Origin of the sequence: Estrella lausannensis (assembly GCF_900000175.1) — a bacterium.
Lineage (GTDB): Bacteria > Chlamydiota > Chlamydiia > Chlamydiales > Criblamydiaceae > Estrella > Estrella lausannensis.
Genome location: NZ_CWGJ01000019.1, coordinates 114,881 through 130,940, shown reverse-complemented (window position 1 = coordinate 130,940; position 16,060 = coordinate 114,881). Strand labels below are relative to the sequence as shown.

Below are 16,060 nucleotides of genomic sequence, written 5' to 3'. Positions count from 1 at the left end.
CCTAAATTTAAAATAAATATTTGCTTTCTACTGCAGAGAGTAATTTCCTTAGAGATCGTGCTGCACCCCTCTCGGTTCTCGTGCGCCCAAGCAGCGTCGTCTAGGAGATTTCAGGTGTTCTTGACTGTCTTGGCGCTGGGCATTGCTGAGCAGTAGCCGGTAGTCTTCTTAGACTTATCCGGGGATGGGTGGGCTTTCAGTTATCCTTCCGCTTGTGCGGGCTAATGGCTTCCGATCAAGTGCTCTATAATTAAAATCTTGTCTTTAGTTTATTTTTTGGCGGATTTGGTGTATTATACCCTCTATGATGTCACTTAAAATGGCGCTATAAGTCTAATAATTAAAAAATCAAGGTGATTTAATGACACTTCCTGTAAGCAGCACAGCAAATTCGACCACACTTTCCGCAACCAACCCCTTAAGCGAGCCATTAAGATGGTATCACGGACATGTTGTGCGTACGTTTGAGGCACTCCCAAAGCGTAACGCAATTCTAGAAGTCATTAAAAGAATTATTGTCGTCGCATTGATTCCTGTGGCTTATCCTCTTTTTGGATTTGCGGCATTGATTGGACGTATTATCGCTCCTTCAAACGAGGTTAAGGGAAATCAGATGCCGACAAGGCCGCCTTTAACAAACGAAATGTATCTCCCCTTTAGTGATATGGAAGAGCGTGTTAGCCTCAAATTGGTCGATGCTAAAAGAGCTAAATTATTTGTCATTGCCAATGCTCCGGAGGGTGAAATGATCCGCACTTTTAATTTTTCTGAGCCCATCGCCCTTCCAATTTCGGCGAGTGAACTTTTGAATGAAGAGGATCGCGCGACAATCGAGGAGTGGGACATGTCTGGTCGCGGATATTGGAGGTACGTGCTCTTAACCCAGAATGATGAAGGTATTTGGCGTCTTTGCGCGAAAGCTTCGGACTCTGGATGTGATCTGGTGCTTGGTCCTGACATGATCATGGATACTAAGGAAAATCTTGACCGTTGCATTTTTCATATACGCTGCCCGCGGCCAGAGGGAACCCTTACGTTTGAACGAATTCTTTCATTATAAATCTCTTCATTGTCAAAAGGCCTTGAGAGCTATTATTCAGGGCCTTTATCATCCGTAAGCTTTTACCTCCATCAGGTAAAAGCCCCCACCAGACCTGACCACAAACTCAGAGCATCCTGATTTGACCTCTAAGATTGATCAGGATCCATGCCGGCACTCTTTTTATCTTCTGAAGCTTGATCGATTGTAATTGGCGACAACGATACTCTATTTCTCTTAATAAAATCTGATGGCGTATTGATTGGTTTTGTATTTAACTTTGTGTTTCTGTATTCAATAAATTGATGTTGAGTTAGAGGTGGTCAATACATAGTACTGTTTTGACGGTGACAAGGAGGTTTAGATGGCGACGATCAACGCTTCATCCAATGGCATCTTGAGTTGGAGCTGGTGTGCCTTCACCCCAACTTCTCCACAGCAGAGAAAGCCAAACGGCTTATTCGAAAAACGGACACTAACGGACTGCCAGCGATTCACTCCACATGTCACCTCAGCGGTCGAGCCCGGCTCCATGGCGGGAAGAGCACTTTGGGTTTCTGCGATTCCGGAAATGGAGCTTGAGATCTGTTCTCACTTTACAGTGCGCTTTCTATTACGGATGAGGGCTGTTTCAAAGCACTTTCTCCAGCTCTCCAATCAGTCGCTTGTGCGTCAATTGAACTCGGGGGGTATAGCCCTTAAGGACATTGGAATCATCTCAATAGAGGGATTAGTTAATTTTTTTGGCAAAGAGGGCGGGCTGTTGACTAAGCTTGACCTAAGGCGAGAGAGGGGGAATGTAACCGGCTCACCCGTTACCGATAATGATCTTCTGCAGATTTCCAGGCATTTCAGACAGGTTAAGCATCTTTATTTCAAGGAAAGCTCCCAGACAAGCGCTTCGGAGTCTTACTACGCGGCGATGCCGCATTTGGAGACTTTGGTAGCCGATTCATTTAGTAACATTTGCAACCTTAACTTTTTAAAGTCCTCTGCAAAACTGAAGGTTTTGCGAGTTGAGCGCAGCGTTGCCAATATTTTAGATATCACATCCCTTGCGAGGTGTTCTGAGCTGGAAGTCTTTTACGCTCGTGGAGGTTCTTCCATCACCGATATCACATGTTTTGGACAGTGCAGAAGACTCAAAAAAATTGTGCTGTCAGGATGGTCGCATTTGGCAGATGTGTCAGCGCTGGAAAATTGTGAGAAGCTTGAAACGGTGGATTTATTCATGTGTATTGGCATCGAAAATATTGTGTTTTTTAAGAAAATGCCCGCTCTGAAAAAGATTTGCCTCCAAGGCTGCATAAGTCTTCCCCTCGATCAGCAGCAATATTTCAGGAGTGTAGGTCTTCTCTTTTATTTGAACGAAAAGCGATTTTGAGATCTTTTGGGGATAACCGATTTGGTTTTTGTCGATACTATTATAGCACAATTTTTGTGGGAATATATTCTTTTTGAAAACAAATTACCCTATTTGCTAAATGGTGAGTTAACTGCCTATGCCGAAAAAGCCTCAAGAATTTGATTTTTTTTGGCCCTTTTGAAACCTTCGTTATATCATACTCTCTTTGCATCAAGGGATAGCGCTTTAGAGACTGTCCACAAACTCAAATCAGTATGCTTTGCTGCTCCTTAGGACAATAAGCTTTGAAAAGTTTTCACGATATTGGATAAATTTTTTCGAAGCTTATAGTCCTAAGTGGCAAACAAACTATGCAATTTCAGTTTGCGGGCTGTCACTTATACCGAGCTTGGCCCTCCGGGAAAATTTTGAATCACGCCCGGTATGGATAGATTTTCAGAACTCAAAGCTTAAGGAGAAGTATGAGTTGTGTATCTCCGATGTCTTTAGAAATGCCTGTTTGGCATACAGAGTGTGATGGTTGTCACTCTTCCGATGGTGAAAACATAGATAATACCTCGGACTTTTCTGATGACTCTTCTTCGCTTTCGTCTGATAGCGATGATTCTGTTTCTGAAAATCAACAGATATCCGCTCCAACAACTTCCGGTAAACGCAAAAGGCGCAAATACTCTTACGACGCTAACATGACCTTCTCATGGAAGGCAGATCGCGAAATGATTTTTCAGCGCAGTGATAATACGATAGAGATCCTTCCTTTTGCTGGGAGAATACAGGAGCATGCGTTTCAGAGAATGCAAATTTTCTATATTCAGGCTCTTGCTTTCTACAATACAGGTGCCACGGTCAGGATCGTACCTACATCGCTCCAGCATGGAACTTCCGGGATACCCGGAATGTCCTCAGCGCACTCTTGTCTGCTCCCGGGCGCAGACGATAATATGCAGATTATCACGGGGAGGGTCGAAGATTCGGACGGCAAGAAGGAAAAACACCTGAGGCACATTATGAATGTTACGGTCGAGATGCCTCACCAGGTGAATGAATATGATGTGTTGATTGAAGGCAAATTCCGCTCCATCGCGCTTTCTCTTTTGAACCAATGTTCAAAAAAGGGGCTGCATCCCTACTCAGCCCTTGAGGTTTTAGTCGAAGAGATGCAGGAGTTTTTAGCGGATGGTTTCAGAGCAACTATCAGCAATATTATTAAACTGGAAAAAATGATCGCTTCTTTTGATGCTGTGATCGATGCGCTTCAAAGCGAAGAGTTGTCACAAGTGTGCCGGCGTGTGTTAAAGCTTGGAAAACTGATCAACTCCGACTTTGACGAGAGCAAGGCCACATTCTCTCCACAAATGAAAGGACGATTTTCGCTTTTGAATCCATTTTTTGACTATTTCAATCCCTATTTCAAAAACTGCACTCAGATACTCCATAATTTAACGACCAGAAAGCAATATTGTAAAGCGGCCACTAACTTGAAAAAGCAATACGCAAAATTTCCTGCCAGCGAAACCAATCCTCTGGAGCTTTTGGATGTCTCCACTCATATGAAAGTAAAGCAAATTCGAAAGCGCATCGAGCAGTTCCTTGACAAAGCCGATCCTATCGGTTTGCTTCCCGAAGCGGATGAGATTCAGCATGCGTTGAAAAAATTAGGGGAAAGTCTTCGAGAGGAGAGTATAGCGGAGGTCAGAAGAGGTCTGATTCATGATTTGAATAGGTTGTATGATACGGTCATCATCATCAACCAGCAGATGACAGGTACGGAAGCTCCTCCTTATTGTTTCTTATCGGGCCAACGCCGCAAAGGTAAAATCAGAGGCATGACGGACAAAGAGCTTGTAGCGCAGCAAAAGGCTTTGCACTCTGCCTTTGTGGTGATTTAAATCGATAGATAGAAAGTATCTCAATTTCTGAACAGAAACGCTGCCTCTTCCATAGAGGCAGCGCTTTGGTCCGATTATCTGATGGGGCAGGCACCTGTTGCGCACTCTTCGGCGAGTTCATCGTCGGTGAGCTCGATACCTTCATAGTTAACGGGCTTGAGATGGGCGACATAGGTGTCATAGTCGTCTTTTGTGACCACTTCCTGAGGAAGGTAGGCATACCCTAAGTCTTCGGCATTTTTTGTAGGATCGTTGCGGAAGATAAAAGAGACGCCGACGTAGCATTCCCAGTTTTCCAAGAACCAGTCGATGATTTCAGGAACCTCCGACGGGTCATAGGAAATGGTATTGGAGACGTTTTGCTCGCACCAGGTATCCATCAACATGCGGTACCACTCCAGCTGGGATATTGCCGAGTCGGCATTGACTTCTACCTCTTCGACTTTTCCGTTCTTTCTTGTCACTGTCTTGCGTGTAAAAGGAACGTTCTCGTATTTGACCGGAAACTTCACCAGAACAGATTCGGGTTCATACGGCTTTTCGACCACGGAGTAGCCAGCTTTACGGAACCTGTCGACCAGCGGGTCATGTTTGGAGTAGGTAATGTTGTTGAATATGTACTTGCCAAGGGGCATGTGCACGCCTTCGGGAACTTCGCCCCAAGTTTCGCTGCCCATAATTTTGCTTAGCGTACCGCTTGGCTTGATGCACGTCACGTTCTTTGGCAGAGGTGCGTTCAACTCATTTGCCATGCTGTAGGCCGCGCTCACGGCAATATTGCGCATTCTCTTGTAGTCGTATCTGCTCAAGTCGGGGCGGGCTCTGATTCCTGTCAGTCCAACGCCGCAAAGGTGCAGGAATTCATTATTGAGATGCCAGGCCTCCTGGAGGATTTCGTCACGGAGGTCAACCATTGTCTGCCGGTAATTCATCCTGGCAGCCATCCTTAGGGCATTTTCGAGGCCAACTTTGTCGCCTTTGAATGCGAGGACGTTGACTTCAGTCAGGTTGCAGAAACTCTTATTGCCGAGCAGAATCTCAACGCATGGGTTGCAGCCTTTGAACCAGGGAGCTCTTCGTTCCGCTTCCTGCGCGTTAATGAAGCCAGGCTCAGATCCGCCTGAGTCGAGCATCATTTGGAAAAGCTTTTCCATTTCAGGTCTTGTTGGCTTGTTGTAGAAGAGAAGACTGTTGTTGGACTGCTGGCGGTGTGCCTTGCCGGTGACCCACCACTCTTTTTTTGCGAGAGCAAACTCATCCCATTCCGGTTGGCCGTATTCGAAAAGGGCGATTTGGGCAGAGCGTCTGCTCGATAGGATTGTGCCCAGCCAGTTGACGATGTCGAGTATATCCATTCTTGTCAGCAGTTGATCTGCTCTGTTTGACAGGATTTGCGCAATGGCTTTGAACGCTTTTGAGATTTGCTCATCTCCCGAAGAGATCCAACCATACCCTTTAAGGCGTGTTCCTGCCGGTCTGATTTCAGAAAAGTCTAAGACGAGGGTTTTAGCGGGGAATTTCCCGGCGACCAGTTTCCCGATTGCCTTTGCCCAGGCGATTGCGGAGTCTCCGAGTTTTATAGTCCAAGTCCTCGTTTCCGGGTCATAGGTCTCCACGTTATGGGGTACTCCGCCTTTTTCCTTTCTGGGAGAGCGGATTACTTTGATCTCTTGTAGCGGGCAGCGGAAACCGTTTAGTGTTCCGGTGACCGGTTTGAATCCGACGCCGCATCCCTGGAGGAGGAGCCAAAGCACGTCGACTAAGTCATATACGGTTTCGACATAGGTAAAGGAGCAGTTAAACATGCACGATTCGCGTTTACGGCTGAGCTCTGTCCCGCCAAGCCAGAGAGTCCTTCCTGCGGGCATGATGTATCTTCCGAGGATAAGTTGTCGGCAAGCTTCGAGCTCGTGTTCTTCCCTTTCATTGAGAACCCGGCTGAGTGCCCTCTCCCACAGCCAGCGTTGATGCTGGATAACCCTGTCTACGACTTGGTTCCAGCTTTCCAGCCTGGAATCTCCTTCTTTAATCGGACGATGATATGTCCTGAGGGTTGTAGCGATGGCACGCGATGTGGGTTTTGTCATGAGCTTCTCCTTAAGTGTCTTGATTCTTTGTCCCGAAACGCCCGAGATCTGAGCCTTTGTGGAACAACCGGAATTCCATCTTCCAGTGATTCCGATGCTAAATTTCGAGTCGCTTCGGTATACCGTTCTTCAATCCAGGGATATCGAATGGTCCGAAAATAGGCCCTTCATCTAGTCTGAAAGGGCTATTTTCAAATCATTTCTTTTAACAAACTCGTTCACGGATTTCATGAATTTGTTTTGTGCGCCGGTCGCTATGTGGCACTCGCTCTAACTACAACATCTTGTAGTTGTTAGGGCTTTCCCTACAAGATGTTGTAGTTTTGAAGGCCTTTTTTAGCTTTTCAATGATATAAAAGTCAAGACTGAGAAATCTTTTGAATAGGCTCTGGGGTACCTCTGGAGGCATGTCTTAAAGTTTTGGAAATAAATGCTCTATCCCTGGCAAATCATCGCTTAAAAAAAGAGGGTTTGTATCGATACGGTCAGATACTCCGCTCTTTACGCACAAGTTTTTCGTAAGATCCCGACGATCATAACTGAGTTATTATTAGAAGTATACAAGCTCGTTTGCAGCCGTTGGAGCGCTCAGACAAAACTATTGATTAAAGAGCGCTGAAGTTTTGTTTGTTGCAAACTTGTTTAGGGGATGTGCCACTCCAGGCAACTCGCCTCGCCTGATTTAGAGACCATACGATTTTAGTTTGTGGATAGTCTCTTATACCGAAAGTGTCTCAAAAACCAATTTTTGAGATACTTTCGGTATACGCCGAACGAGTCTCAAAAACTAAATTTTGAGAGTCGTTCGGCAGGATCCTTCGCGCTTGAGTTTTTGGCGGCGCGAACTTTCGCTTTAGCTTAAAGTTTGGATCAGAATTTTGGTAATGGGGTCTTTTGCGGAAAATGGCTTCGTATCCGGGATGGTCGCGCGGCTGTTAATGGCCGATTCCAAAGCTTCCTTTTCAGCATCTTTGTCAAGAAGCCTGAGGAATTCGATACATGTCGAAGCCAGGTCCTGTAGGTCTTCTTCACGTTGAAGAAGAGGGATGCAGTGTTTGACCAGCTGCAAAAACAGGTCTTTGTCGCCTTCGTAGACAGATTCAGATAGCACCTCCAGGCAAAATTCCAGGTCTGTCGATTCGAGGGCTGTCTCATAGAGGGACTCCAGCGCGGACGGAGCTTGTCTTGGCTCCGTATTGGCAATCAGCCGTACTCTTAAAAGATCGAACCACTTTTTATCCGAGGTGTAATCAGAGAAGCTGTCGAGGAGATCTTGGGCGTAAGGATAGTTGCCGGATTCGATTTGCTCGGCGATGAAGTCATATAAGAAACCTTCAATGTCGTTGGCGCATCCTTGGCCTATCATCTGAAGGATTGATTCGGGATCGGCACCCTCTTCGCTGTTTTCTTCTAAAATGAGCTGCAGTTTGCTGAAAAGATCCTGGATATCCTCGAAAGTCGTCAAGGCTCCTTGGTCATAAAGATGTATCTGATGATCGAGCTCTTCACAAAAGATGGAGAGGCTGGGCTTCTCTTTTTCGAAACGTCTCCACAACTCAAACATTAAAAGGTAGAGTTGATCTTCCTTTTTAGGTTCAATTTCGTCATCGGCGGTGAGCTCGTCGACTAAGTCTTCAGGGGACTCATAGTTCTCGGCGAGGGCGTTAAAGCTCTCTTTGTCCAAGTGGTAGCCAAGATGTTTGATTCTACTGAAGATCAGAGGAAGTGACATCTCCCTATAGTTTTCAACCTGCCATGGCTCCACCTGAATGGATGGGTCCGAAAGCCAGCTGAGTCTCAGGGCCGTATAGAGTGCTCGTCGCTCAATATCCATCTTAAAAATAAACTGAATGCATTGTTAATGAACGTAAGTCTTGCAGATTACTCCGGGGAATATCCGCGCTATTTTGTAAAACTACGGAGGTCGCCAAAATGTTTCCTGAACGGAATACCTATCGGTTCAATTTGGAACTCAAACGTTCTAAAAAGACCGGCAGCTGCAGACATACTCCTCATTTATAACAGATTCCCTATCCGTTATGAAAGGAAAAACGGAGATCTTCCATGAATTGTTTGGGAGGCCAATTGGCACCGGTCTGCAAAAATGCCCTTCAGTATTTCCGGATGAGAGGAAGAGCTGCTTCTTAAAGACTGTAAGCCGGGGTCTTGATAGCGGCGTTTAATGTGGCAGAGGCTCTAAGCTATACCGAAAGTGTCTCAAAATTTGGTTTTTGGCAAAGAGAAAACTCTCGCGATTGAATGATCGTAAGCCACCTAATATTAAAAATATGAGATGACTTGTAATCTTTCAATCCCGAGACTTTCTCAAAGTCAAAATCCCAAGTTTTGAGATACTTTCGGTATATATGCCTGAGAGATGATTTTCCATCGAAGGGAGTGCCTGGCGCTTTCTTGAATGTAACGGGCGATGACTGAGGGTTTTTCCTTGGAAAAAAGGGAGATCTCTTCATCGGTCAATCGATAGACAATGGCCCTGGCTTTCTCTTCACTTCGGGTTATGCCCTGCATGTTTTGACGGCATTTGGCAAAGGAGCGCTGCTTTTTTAACAGCCTTGCCCCGGCATAAACGAGATAGAGGAGGGGTAGGAGTTTCAGCAGCTGGAGTTCTTCGAAGAGAGCGGGGCTTCCTAAAAAGAGAGCCATGATGTCGATCATGAAAAGGGTTAGGAGAATGAATACAAAAATCGAAGTTTCGGTAATCGAAGAAAATAGGGGGCCAATCAACCTGCGGAATCTCTTGGGGGACGAACTCCAGGCAATAATTTCTTCGTAGGCAGGGCACTCAAAGGCCATCCTACCGATATGAGACAGCTCGTGAACGATAATCTCAGTTCGGTCGTAAAGAAGGGCCTTTTGCTTTTGGAAAAAACATTTTTTTAGTTGGATGAAAGCCGCTGTGGGGGAATCCTTTTCCAGTTGGACGATCCAGGAGGTTCCGCCATGCCAGGGGGCGAGCTTTTCATTAGAAAAGAACAGGGGGGTGAAAGAGGGTTCAATTCCATAGTGGCGGCGTGCCTCCGGCAGGGCTTCACCCAGGATGGAGGCCGATATCTGCTCTTGCTCCCCTGTCAGTTGCAGCTCTTCATTCACCTTCTCTTTAAAGGATTCGAGATAGAGGGCCCGTTTTACGAAGCTTTCTTCAGATTCTTTGGGACCCGGGATGATCCCTTCGCTGTTCCATTTTAATATCTGATCGAAATCGGTTGTTTTCATGGATCCTGCCTCGGTGTGATTTTATTAAAGAGTACGGATGAATATTTTACAATCCACAGAAGAGGCAATGCGGGTTTGGGCTGAGGCCCCGAGTGTGAGTGTCAAAGAAACCTCAGCGGGATACCTGACTCTTTGCTGGACGTGCCTCATGGCAGGCAAGTTCAGAATCAATAAGCTGGGTTAGTGAAGCGTCCTTCGCAGGGGACGGATGCATAAAGGGGGCGATGGAGAGAAACTATTTTAAATTGAAAATGGATTGAAAATTTCTATTTAGGTAGGGTTCAGGCAGCCACTGTTGTTGAATTTGTTTTTTCTTGCAGAACGGGTCCGGTTATGGCAGGCTAGATGCTTATAATTTCTGAAATATTGTGATCACAAAGGAAATTTCCCATGTTGCTGGATGATTATGAAGATTTCAATGATGAGCAGATCAATACGTTAGACCGATACGTGACCAACACGAAAGGACATGTATTCGCTCTTAAAAATCTGCCTGAAGTCATCAAAGGCGCTCTTTTTTCACGTTACTCAAGGTCCAGCCTGGGTCTAAGGTCACTTTTAATCAAAGAATTCATCTCGAACGAAGACGAATCCCAGTTTCAGTTCATCGCCGGTCAAAGAAACGATACCGGCAATGCCGAACAGGCGGGGGCAATTAAGAAGGCTCAGAATTTCTACGATCGCATCCTGGATGGATATGGAGATGACTCCATCGGCGAGCTGGGCGGTGCGCATTTGGCAATCGAAAACGTTTCCATGCTTGCGGCCAAAGAGGTTGAAGACAGCCGCATTGGCGGATCACCCCTGGAGAAGTCAACACGCTATATCTATTTTGATCAAAAGGTAAAAGGCGAATACCTCTTTTACCGAGAGCCGATTTTGATGACCAGTGCCTGGAGAGGCCTCTACATCGATACCTGCAACATGCTGTTTGAGACCTATGGCAGGTTGATTCCTGTTTTGACTAAGATGATCGAGGCGACCTTTCCGAAAGATCCGGCTGCTTCGAAAGCCGCTTACACTGCAGCTTTGAGAGCGAAGGTGCTCGACTGCTTGAGAGGGCTTCTTCCGGCAGGAACCTTGACTAACATGGGAATTTTTGGCAACGGCCGCTTTTTTGAGGGATTGATTCACAAGCTGCATTGCCACAGCCTGGCCGAGATGCAGGAGTTGGGCAAGAGGTCACACGAGGAGCTTTCCAAAGTGATTCCTTCCTTTGTGCGCCGGTCGGATCTTTTGCATCACACCCATCAGGCATTTGAGCGGTATGCTATCAACGTTGAAAGTCAGATCAAAAATGCGACGAAAGAGTACACAGCTTTCCCGGACCGCTCCATGGAGCCGGGGGTCTTTTTGGTGGACAGCGACCAAGAAGCTGAACTCAACGTGGCTGCGGCTATCTTATTTGCCCACTCCAACAAGAGCATTGAGGATATCAAAACGTTCTTGAGGGGCCAGGGAAAGGATGAGATCGAGAGGATATTAGAAGCGGCCGCAGCATCCAGGGAGCACAGAAGACACAAATCCCCAAGAGCCTTGGAGCATGCATTCTTCACCTTCGACATCACAGCGGATTTCGGCGCTTACCGTGACTTGCACCGTCACCGGATGCTGACGCAGGAGAGGCAGCTTCTGTCTTGCGACTATGGCTATTGCATACCCCCTGAAATTGAAGGAACCGAGCTGGAAGCCGACTATGTGCGTGCGATGGAGCAGGCTAAAGAGGCGTTTGACACCATCCGGCAGGAGTTTCCAGAAGAGGCTCAGTATATTGTTCCCATGGCTTATCATGTACGCTGGTATTTCAAGATCAATCTTCGCGGCCTTCAGTGGCTTACCGAATTGCGTTCGGCCGCTGCCGGACATCCCAATTATCGCTACATTGCCCAAAGAATGGCTAAGCTGGTAGCCGAGCGCCACCCCCTCTTCGAGAGGTTTTTTAAATTCGTCGATTTCAATGGCTATGATCTTGGCCGATTGGGACAAGAGGAGAGACGGATAGCCAAGCAAGGTTTCGTTGACAACCGCTAGCGCTCTTTAGGTAAGTTGGAGCGCCCACGAACTGACATGGTGCGCTCCGCTGCCGGATGTGCTTGAACCGAGGGTGCTTTAAATTTTGAGACACTCTCGGTAAAAGCAAAGAATAGCCTCGGATTTGAAGTGTCGTACCCCCCCCAGTTCCCAAGCCATCAAAATTTGTCAGGTGGGATAGAAGAGCTCTTTTTGATAAGTGCGCCTCTTTTACTCAGCGAAAATCACCCTCTTGGAAGGGAAAACCTGCTGCCGGATCTGCGGTGCTTGTCCAGAAACAAAAAAGCTCGAATGCTAGATTTTGATAGGCTTTCGGCATACATATTAGAGTTTTGGTATAGTCTCTTAGAGACTTTTTACAAACTGAACTCGTATGATTTGTTTGCCGAATTGGGAGATATTCCGAAAGTGTCTCAAAATTTGGAGTTTTAGCTTTGAGAAAGTTTTGGGATTGAAAGATTGTAATCCACCTCATCTTTCTAATGTTTAGTGGTTTACACTCTTTTAATCCAGAGAGTTTTCTCTTTGCCGAAAACCAAATTTTTTCGAAGCTTATAACCCAATTCGGGCGCAAAGAGGGCTGATTTGAGTTCGTGGGCAGTCTCGTAGTTTAAAAACAGAGATCTCGCCAAGACGGGTGTGCTTACAGAGTGTCGATGTCCTTAATTGAAAATTAATAATTTGCTGGTAGGATGCTTTCATTATTTAATTTTATTTATTAGAAAGAAGGGTTTATGACTGTTTTCTTTAATACGGAAATCAAATCTGATAGTTTTACGGAGAATCTGGGGAACTTTTGTTTGCTTCCGGTCCGTGTCCTTTTCGAGGGCAGGACATTGACCAAAATTGATCAGGTATTTCTTGAAATGGAATCCCTTGAAGGTTCTTCTGTGATTGGAAAAGTGTGCAAAGTGGCGCTCGCGCTTATATTTTTAGTCCCTGGGGTAATCTTGGGAACTGTCATCAAAGGCCTCTCCTTTATCAATTTCAGTGTCCGCGAGTCCCATCACCTGTTCAATCAAGCGAGCAGCACTCCAGGTTCCCAGAGAGTATTGATAGAGGGCGAGACCATACGCTTTAATCTGCTGGGAAATCCAGACGAGCTGAACCCCTCCGTCAATTCTTTCCAGCATGGGCTGCCTTATGATTGGATCGAAAGCTCGATAACTTCCCCTAAAAAAATGAATTTAAAGGGTATCAGACCTCACGTCGTTGAAAGATTATTTTCTATGCGTGTGAATTATCATGCCATCGATGAGCTGGATATCAGCAAAACATCCATGGTCTCCGAGCAAGTCAGAAAAGTTGCCGAACTTTGCCCTAATTTGCGCAGTTTAAAGTTGGAAGGTCTTCATTTTAACGAGGACACAGCGGGCTATATCAGGGTGAATTGTCAAACTCTGGATCAACCGTCTCTACAGGAAGTCCAAAAAGCTGTGGGCGTGGAAGTTTAGAGAGTGGATGCGACTACTCAAAGGAAAACTTGTCGCTGCGAACTGCCCTTTGAGGAATTTCTATATTTCCGGGCCGCGAGGTGTGCCATCCAACCAGGAACGGTTGAATTCGAGTTTAGCTAATTTGCACTCGAAGACACACCTCTCGGTTACTTTACGAAAATTCTAAGAGCGTTATAGGGCGTTTTACTCTGCAAATCAGCGGGACGGATTTTGAAACCCGCTCTCGCAGTAGACGAATCTTGTTGATTTATCCAAGATAGGGTACTATTGGCGCAATTGGTCTTAAACTATATTTTAGTTGATGCGTTCGTCATTCACCTATATATTTCTCTCTCCCATTTGGTGGCTTTAAGAGTTTGTGGACAGTCTCTAAAACCACTTTCCCTCTGCACGCCTTTTTTCAAAGATCAGACATAGTTAAATAAGGAATCACAGCGATGAGCACTGAGTTAAAGGGTTCAAAACAAGGGAGCGTTATCGGGACAATCCTCTTGATTGGCGGGTCTTGTATTGGGGCGGGGATGCTTGGACTGCCTCTATCCTCCGCGATGACCGGTTTTTGGCCGTCAACGTTGATGTTTATCCTGACATGCCTCTTCATGGTATCGACGGGAGTGCTTCTGCTTGAGACCACTCTTTTTTTTAAGGGAGAGGTCAATTTGATCTCGATGGCAGGAAAAACCTTGGGAAAGGGGGCTAAAAGGGCTGTTTTTGCCCTGTTCATATTCCTGTTTTACTCGCTGATCGTTGCCTATTCGGCAGGCAGTGGCGCCCTTTTTGCCGATTTTTGCGAACAATTTTTGGGTATACGGCCTGAGGAGTGGGTTGGAGGAGCTCTTTTCAATCTTCTTTTTGGTTTTTTAGTCTATATGGGAACCGGGGCTGTAGACCGGGTGAATCGGCTGCTCATGGGTGGATTGATCATCAGTTATCTAGCTTTAGTCTATCTGGGTATTGAATTTGTCGATCCGGACAAGCTTAAAGTGGCCAACTGGGGAAATGCTTTGTGGACGCTGCCGGTGATGGTGATCTCGTTTGGATATCACAACTTAGTACCGAGCCTTTCCCGGTATCTTGGCCATGATGCACCGCGCATCCGGTTTGCCATTTTTGCCGGCTGTCTACTCCCGCTTGCTGCTTACATGCTGTGGGATTATCTCATTTTGGGGATCATCCCCTTGGAGCGCTTCAAAGAGGCGGCCGAAGGGGGGAGGATGGTCACTCACTCGTTTAGGGAAGTGGTTGGGGAAGCTTCTGTGGTGCAGATTGCGGAGTATTTTGCCTTTTTTGCGATCGTCACCTCATTCATTGGCGTTGCCCTCAGCTTTGTCGACTTTTTGTCGGATGCCTTTCAGGTGAAGAAAACACCTTCTTCCCGCTTTCTTATCACCCTGCTAGCTTTGTTACCCCCCTATATCTTCTCGCTTGTGTATCCCAAGATTTTTTTGATGGCGCTGGACGCTGCCGGTGGCTTTGGCGCGGTAATCCTTTTCGGAATCATCCCCGCCATGATGGTGTGGTCCGGCAGATATCGGAAAAAACTATGGGAAAAGCCCTTGCTTCCCTTTGGCCGGCTGGGGCTTCTTCTGGTAATATTCTTCAGTCTGGTGGTATTTGTAGTTGAGTTGATTTCCGCTGTGCAGGGAAGGGGTTTTTAGTACCAGCTCAAATCATTAACTTATTTCACAACACACTGAAAGTGTACAAAAAATCGGGCCTTTTTGATAGGTTCTCAAAACAAAGTTTAAGTTCTTAGGATATTCATGGAAAAGAAACGAATACTGACAGGAGACAGGCCGACCGGAAAACTCCATCTTGGCCACTACGTCGGATCCTTGGTTAACAGGATCAAGCTTCAAGAGAGATTTGACTGCTACTTTATCATTGCAGATCTGCATACGTTGACAACGAAGCCTGAGAAAGAACATATCATGTATCTCAGGGAAAATATCCGGGAAATGGTTCTCGATTATCTTGCCTGCGGAATCAATCCATCCCTCTCGACGATTTACCTTCAGTCGGCAGTTCCTGCCATCTACGAGATGAATTTAATATTCGAAATGCTCATCTCCATCAATCGCCTTACAGGATTACCCAGCATCAAAGAAATGGCAAAAAATGCCCATCTCGCAGAGGAAAGCGTGCCGTTTGGACTGATTGGCTATCCCGTGCTTCAGACAGCAGACATCCTGATGCCCCGGGCACATGTGGTTCCGGTTGGAAAAGACAACGAGGCGCATATCGAGCTTGCGCGCGACATCGCGAGACGTTTTAACCAATACTACGGCGAGGTGTTTCCTCTTCCGGAAGCGATGCTGAGTGAAGTGCCGACGCTGGTGGGAACAGATAATAAAGGCAAGATGAGCAAATCGGCAGGCAATTGTATCTTCCTTTCCGATGATGCCAAAACTGTCGATAAAAAGGTTCGGGGGATGTACACCGATCCGAACCGTGTTCATGCTCACATCCCCGGCCAGGTGGCAAACAATCCGGTCTTCACCTACCACGATATCTTCAATAAGGACAAAGCGGAAGTTGCCGAGTTAAAAGCGAGATATGAGGCAGGTTCTGTCGGTGACGTGGAGGTGAAAGAGAGCCTGGCCAAGTCCCTCAACTTGTTTCTGGATCCCATTAGAGAAAAACGAAAGCAGCTTGAGGGTGAGAAGGGGCTTGTCGAAGAGGTGATTTATAAAGGAACCCTGAAAATGCAGGAAGTGGCGGAGAAGACCGTAGAAGAGATGCGCTCTGCCATGGGGCTGACAGGCGGATGGAAAAAGATCAGCCGCATTGCCAGAGACCGTATGGAGAAGGCAAAAAAAGAGCTGCTCGCCTCTTGAAGGGGTGCTGGCGGATTCGGATTTCACCGGCTTTGGGGGCAAAATGCGTGAGCTGAATTGACCTCAAAGCCGACGAAGTACGCCGGCGATCTTCAGCACTCAATTTTTTCATTCTAATTC

Annotated in this window: 11 protein-coding genes; 8 read left to right on the top strand and 3 right to left on the bottom strand. The window is 46.4% G+C overall.

The window, feature by feature from the left end; translation table 11 throughout:
* Positions 1–361: 361 nt before the first annotated feature.
* The 3 genes from ELAC_RS07480 to ELAC_RS07470 all read left to right on the top strand — a co-directional run bounded on the left by ELAC_RS07480 (position 362) and on the right by ELAC_RS07470 (position 4,294).
* The gene (locus ELAC_RS07480; protein ID WP_098038667.1) at positions 362–1,060 is read left to right on the top strand and encodes a hypothetical protein; all 699 of its coding nucleotides are present in this window, start codon (positions 362–364) and stop codon (positions 1,058–1,060) included.
* Positions 1,061–1,403: 343 nt separating this feature from the next.
* On the top strand, positions 1,404–2,423 hold the full coding sequence (locus ELAC_RS07475) for a leucine-rich repeat domain-containing protein (protein ID WP_098038666.1): 1,020 nt from the start codon (positions 1,404–1,406) through the stop codon (positions 2,421–2,423).
* A 443-nt stretch (positions 2,424–2,866) separates the two neighbouring features.
* Positions 2,867–4,294: a hypothetical protein gene (locus ELAC_RS07470; RefSeq protein WP_143406471.1), complete on the top strand. Its 1,428-nt coding sequence runs from the start codon at positions 2,867–2,869 to the stop codon at positions 4,292–4,294.
* Between the two features lie 74 nt (positions 4,295–4,368).
* Here ELAC_RS07470 and nrdJ read toward each other — a convergent pair whose 3' ends face one another.
* The 3 genes from nrdJ to ELAC_RS07455 form a co-directional block, all read right to left on the bottom strand.
* A complete protein-coding gene (gene nrdJ, locus ELAC_RS07465; RefSeq protein ID WP_098038664.1) occupies positions 4,369–6,381 on the bottom strand; it encodes a ribonucleoside-triphosphate reductase, adenosylcobalamin-dependent in 2,013 nt (670 codons plus the stop codon).
* An 853-nt stretch (positions 6,382–7,234) separates the two neighbouring features.
* Positions 7,235–8,215 carry a hypothetical protein gene (locus ELAC_RS07460; protein WP_158227837.1) on the bottom strand — a complete coding sequence of 327 codons (981 nt, stop codon included), beginning with the start codon at positions 8,213–8,215 and terminating at the stop codon, positions 7,235–7,237.
* Positions 8,216–8,712: 497 nt separating this feature from the next.
* Positions 8,713–9,615, bottom strand: a complete 903-nt coding sequence (locus tag ELAC_RS07455) for a hypothetical protein (RefSeq protein ID WP_098038662.1) — start codon at positions 9,613–9,615, stop codon at positions 8,713–8,715.
* Positions 9,616–9,652: 37 nt separating this feature from the next.
* Here ELAC_RS07455 and ELAC_RS11750 point away from each other — a divergent pair, with 37 nt between their 5' ends.
* From ELAC_RS11750 to trpS, 5 genes are all read left to right on the top strand, one after another.
* A complete protein-coding gene (locus tag ELAC_RS11750; RefSeq protein WP_158227836.1) occupies positions 9,653–9,799 on the top strand; it encodes a hypothetical protein in 147 nt (48 codons plus the stop codon).
* A gap of 209 nt (positions 9,800–10,008) precedes the next feature.
* Entirely contained in the window at positions 10,009–11,646 is a 1,638-nt protein-coding gene (locus tag ELAC_RS07450; RefSeq protein ID WP_420810330.1) for an FAD-dependent thymidylate synthase, read from the top strand.
* A 734-nt stretch (positions 11,647–12,380) separates the two neighbouring features.
* Complete coding sequence (locus ELAC_RS07440) at positions 12,381–13,100, top strand: hypothetical protein (RefSeq protein WP_098038659.1); 720 nt, start codon at positions 12,381–12,383, stop codon at positions 13,098–13,100.
* Positions 13,101–13,540: 440 nt separating this feature from the next.
* Positions 13,541–14,761 (top strand): amino acid permease, encoded by a 1,221-nt coding sequence (locus ELAC_RS07435; protein ID WP_098038658.1) that lies wholly within the window; start codon positions 13,541–13,543, stop codon positions 14,759–14,761.
* Between the two features lie 105 nt (positions 14,762–14,866).
* Positions 14,867–15,940, top strand: coding sequence for a tryptophan--tRNA ligase (gene trpS / locus ELAC_RS07430; RefSeq protein ID WP_098038657.1), 1,074 nt, complete (start codon positions 14,867–14,869; stop codon positions 15,938–15,940).
* The last annotated feature ends 120 nt before the right edge of the window (positions 15,941–16,060 follow it).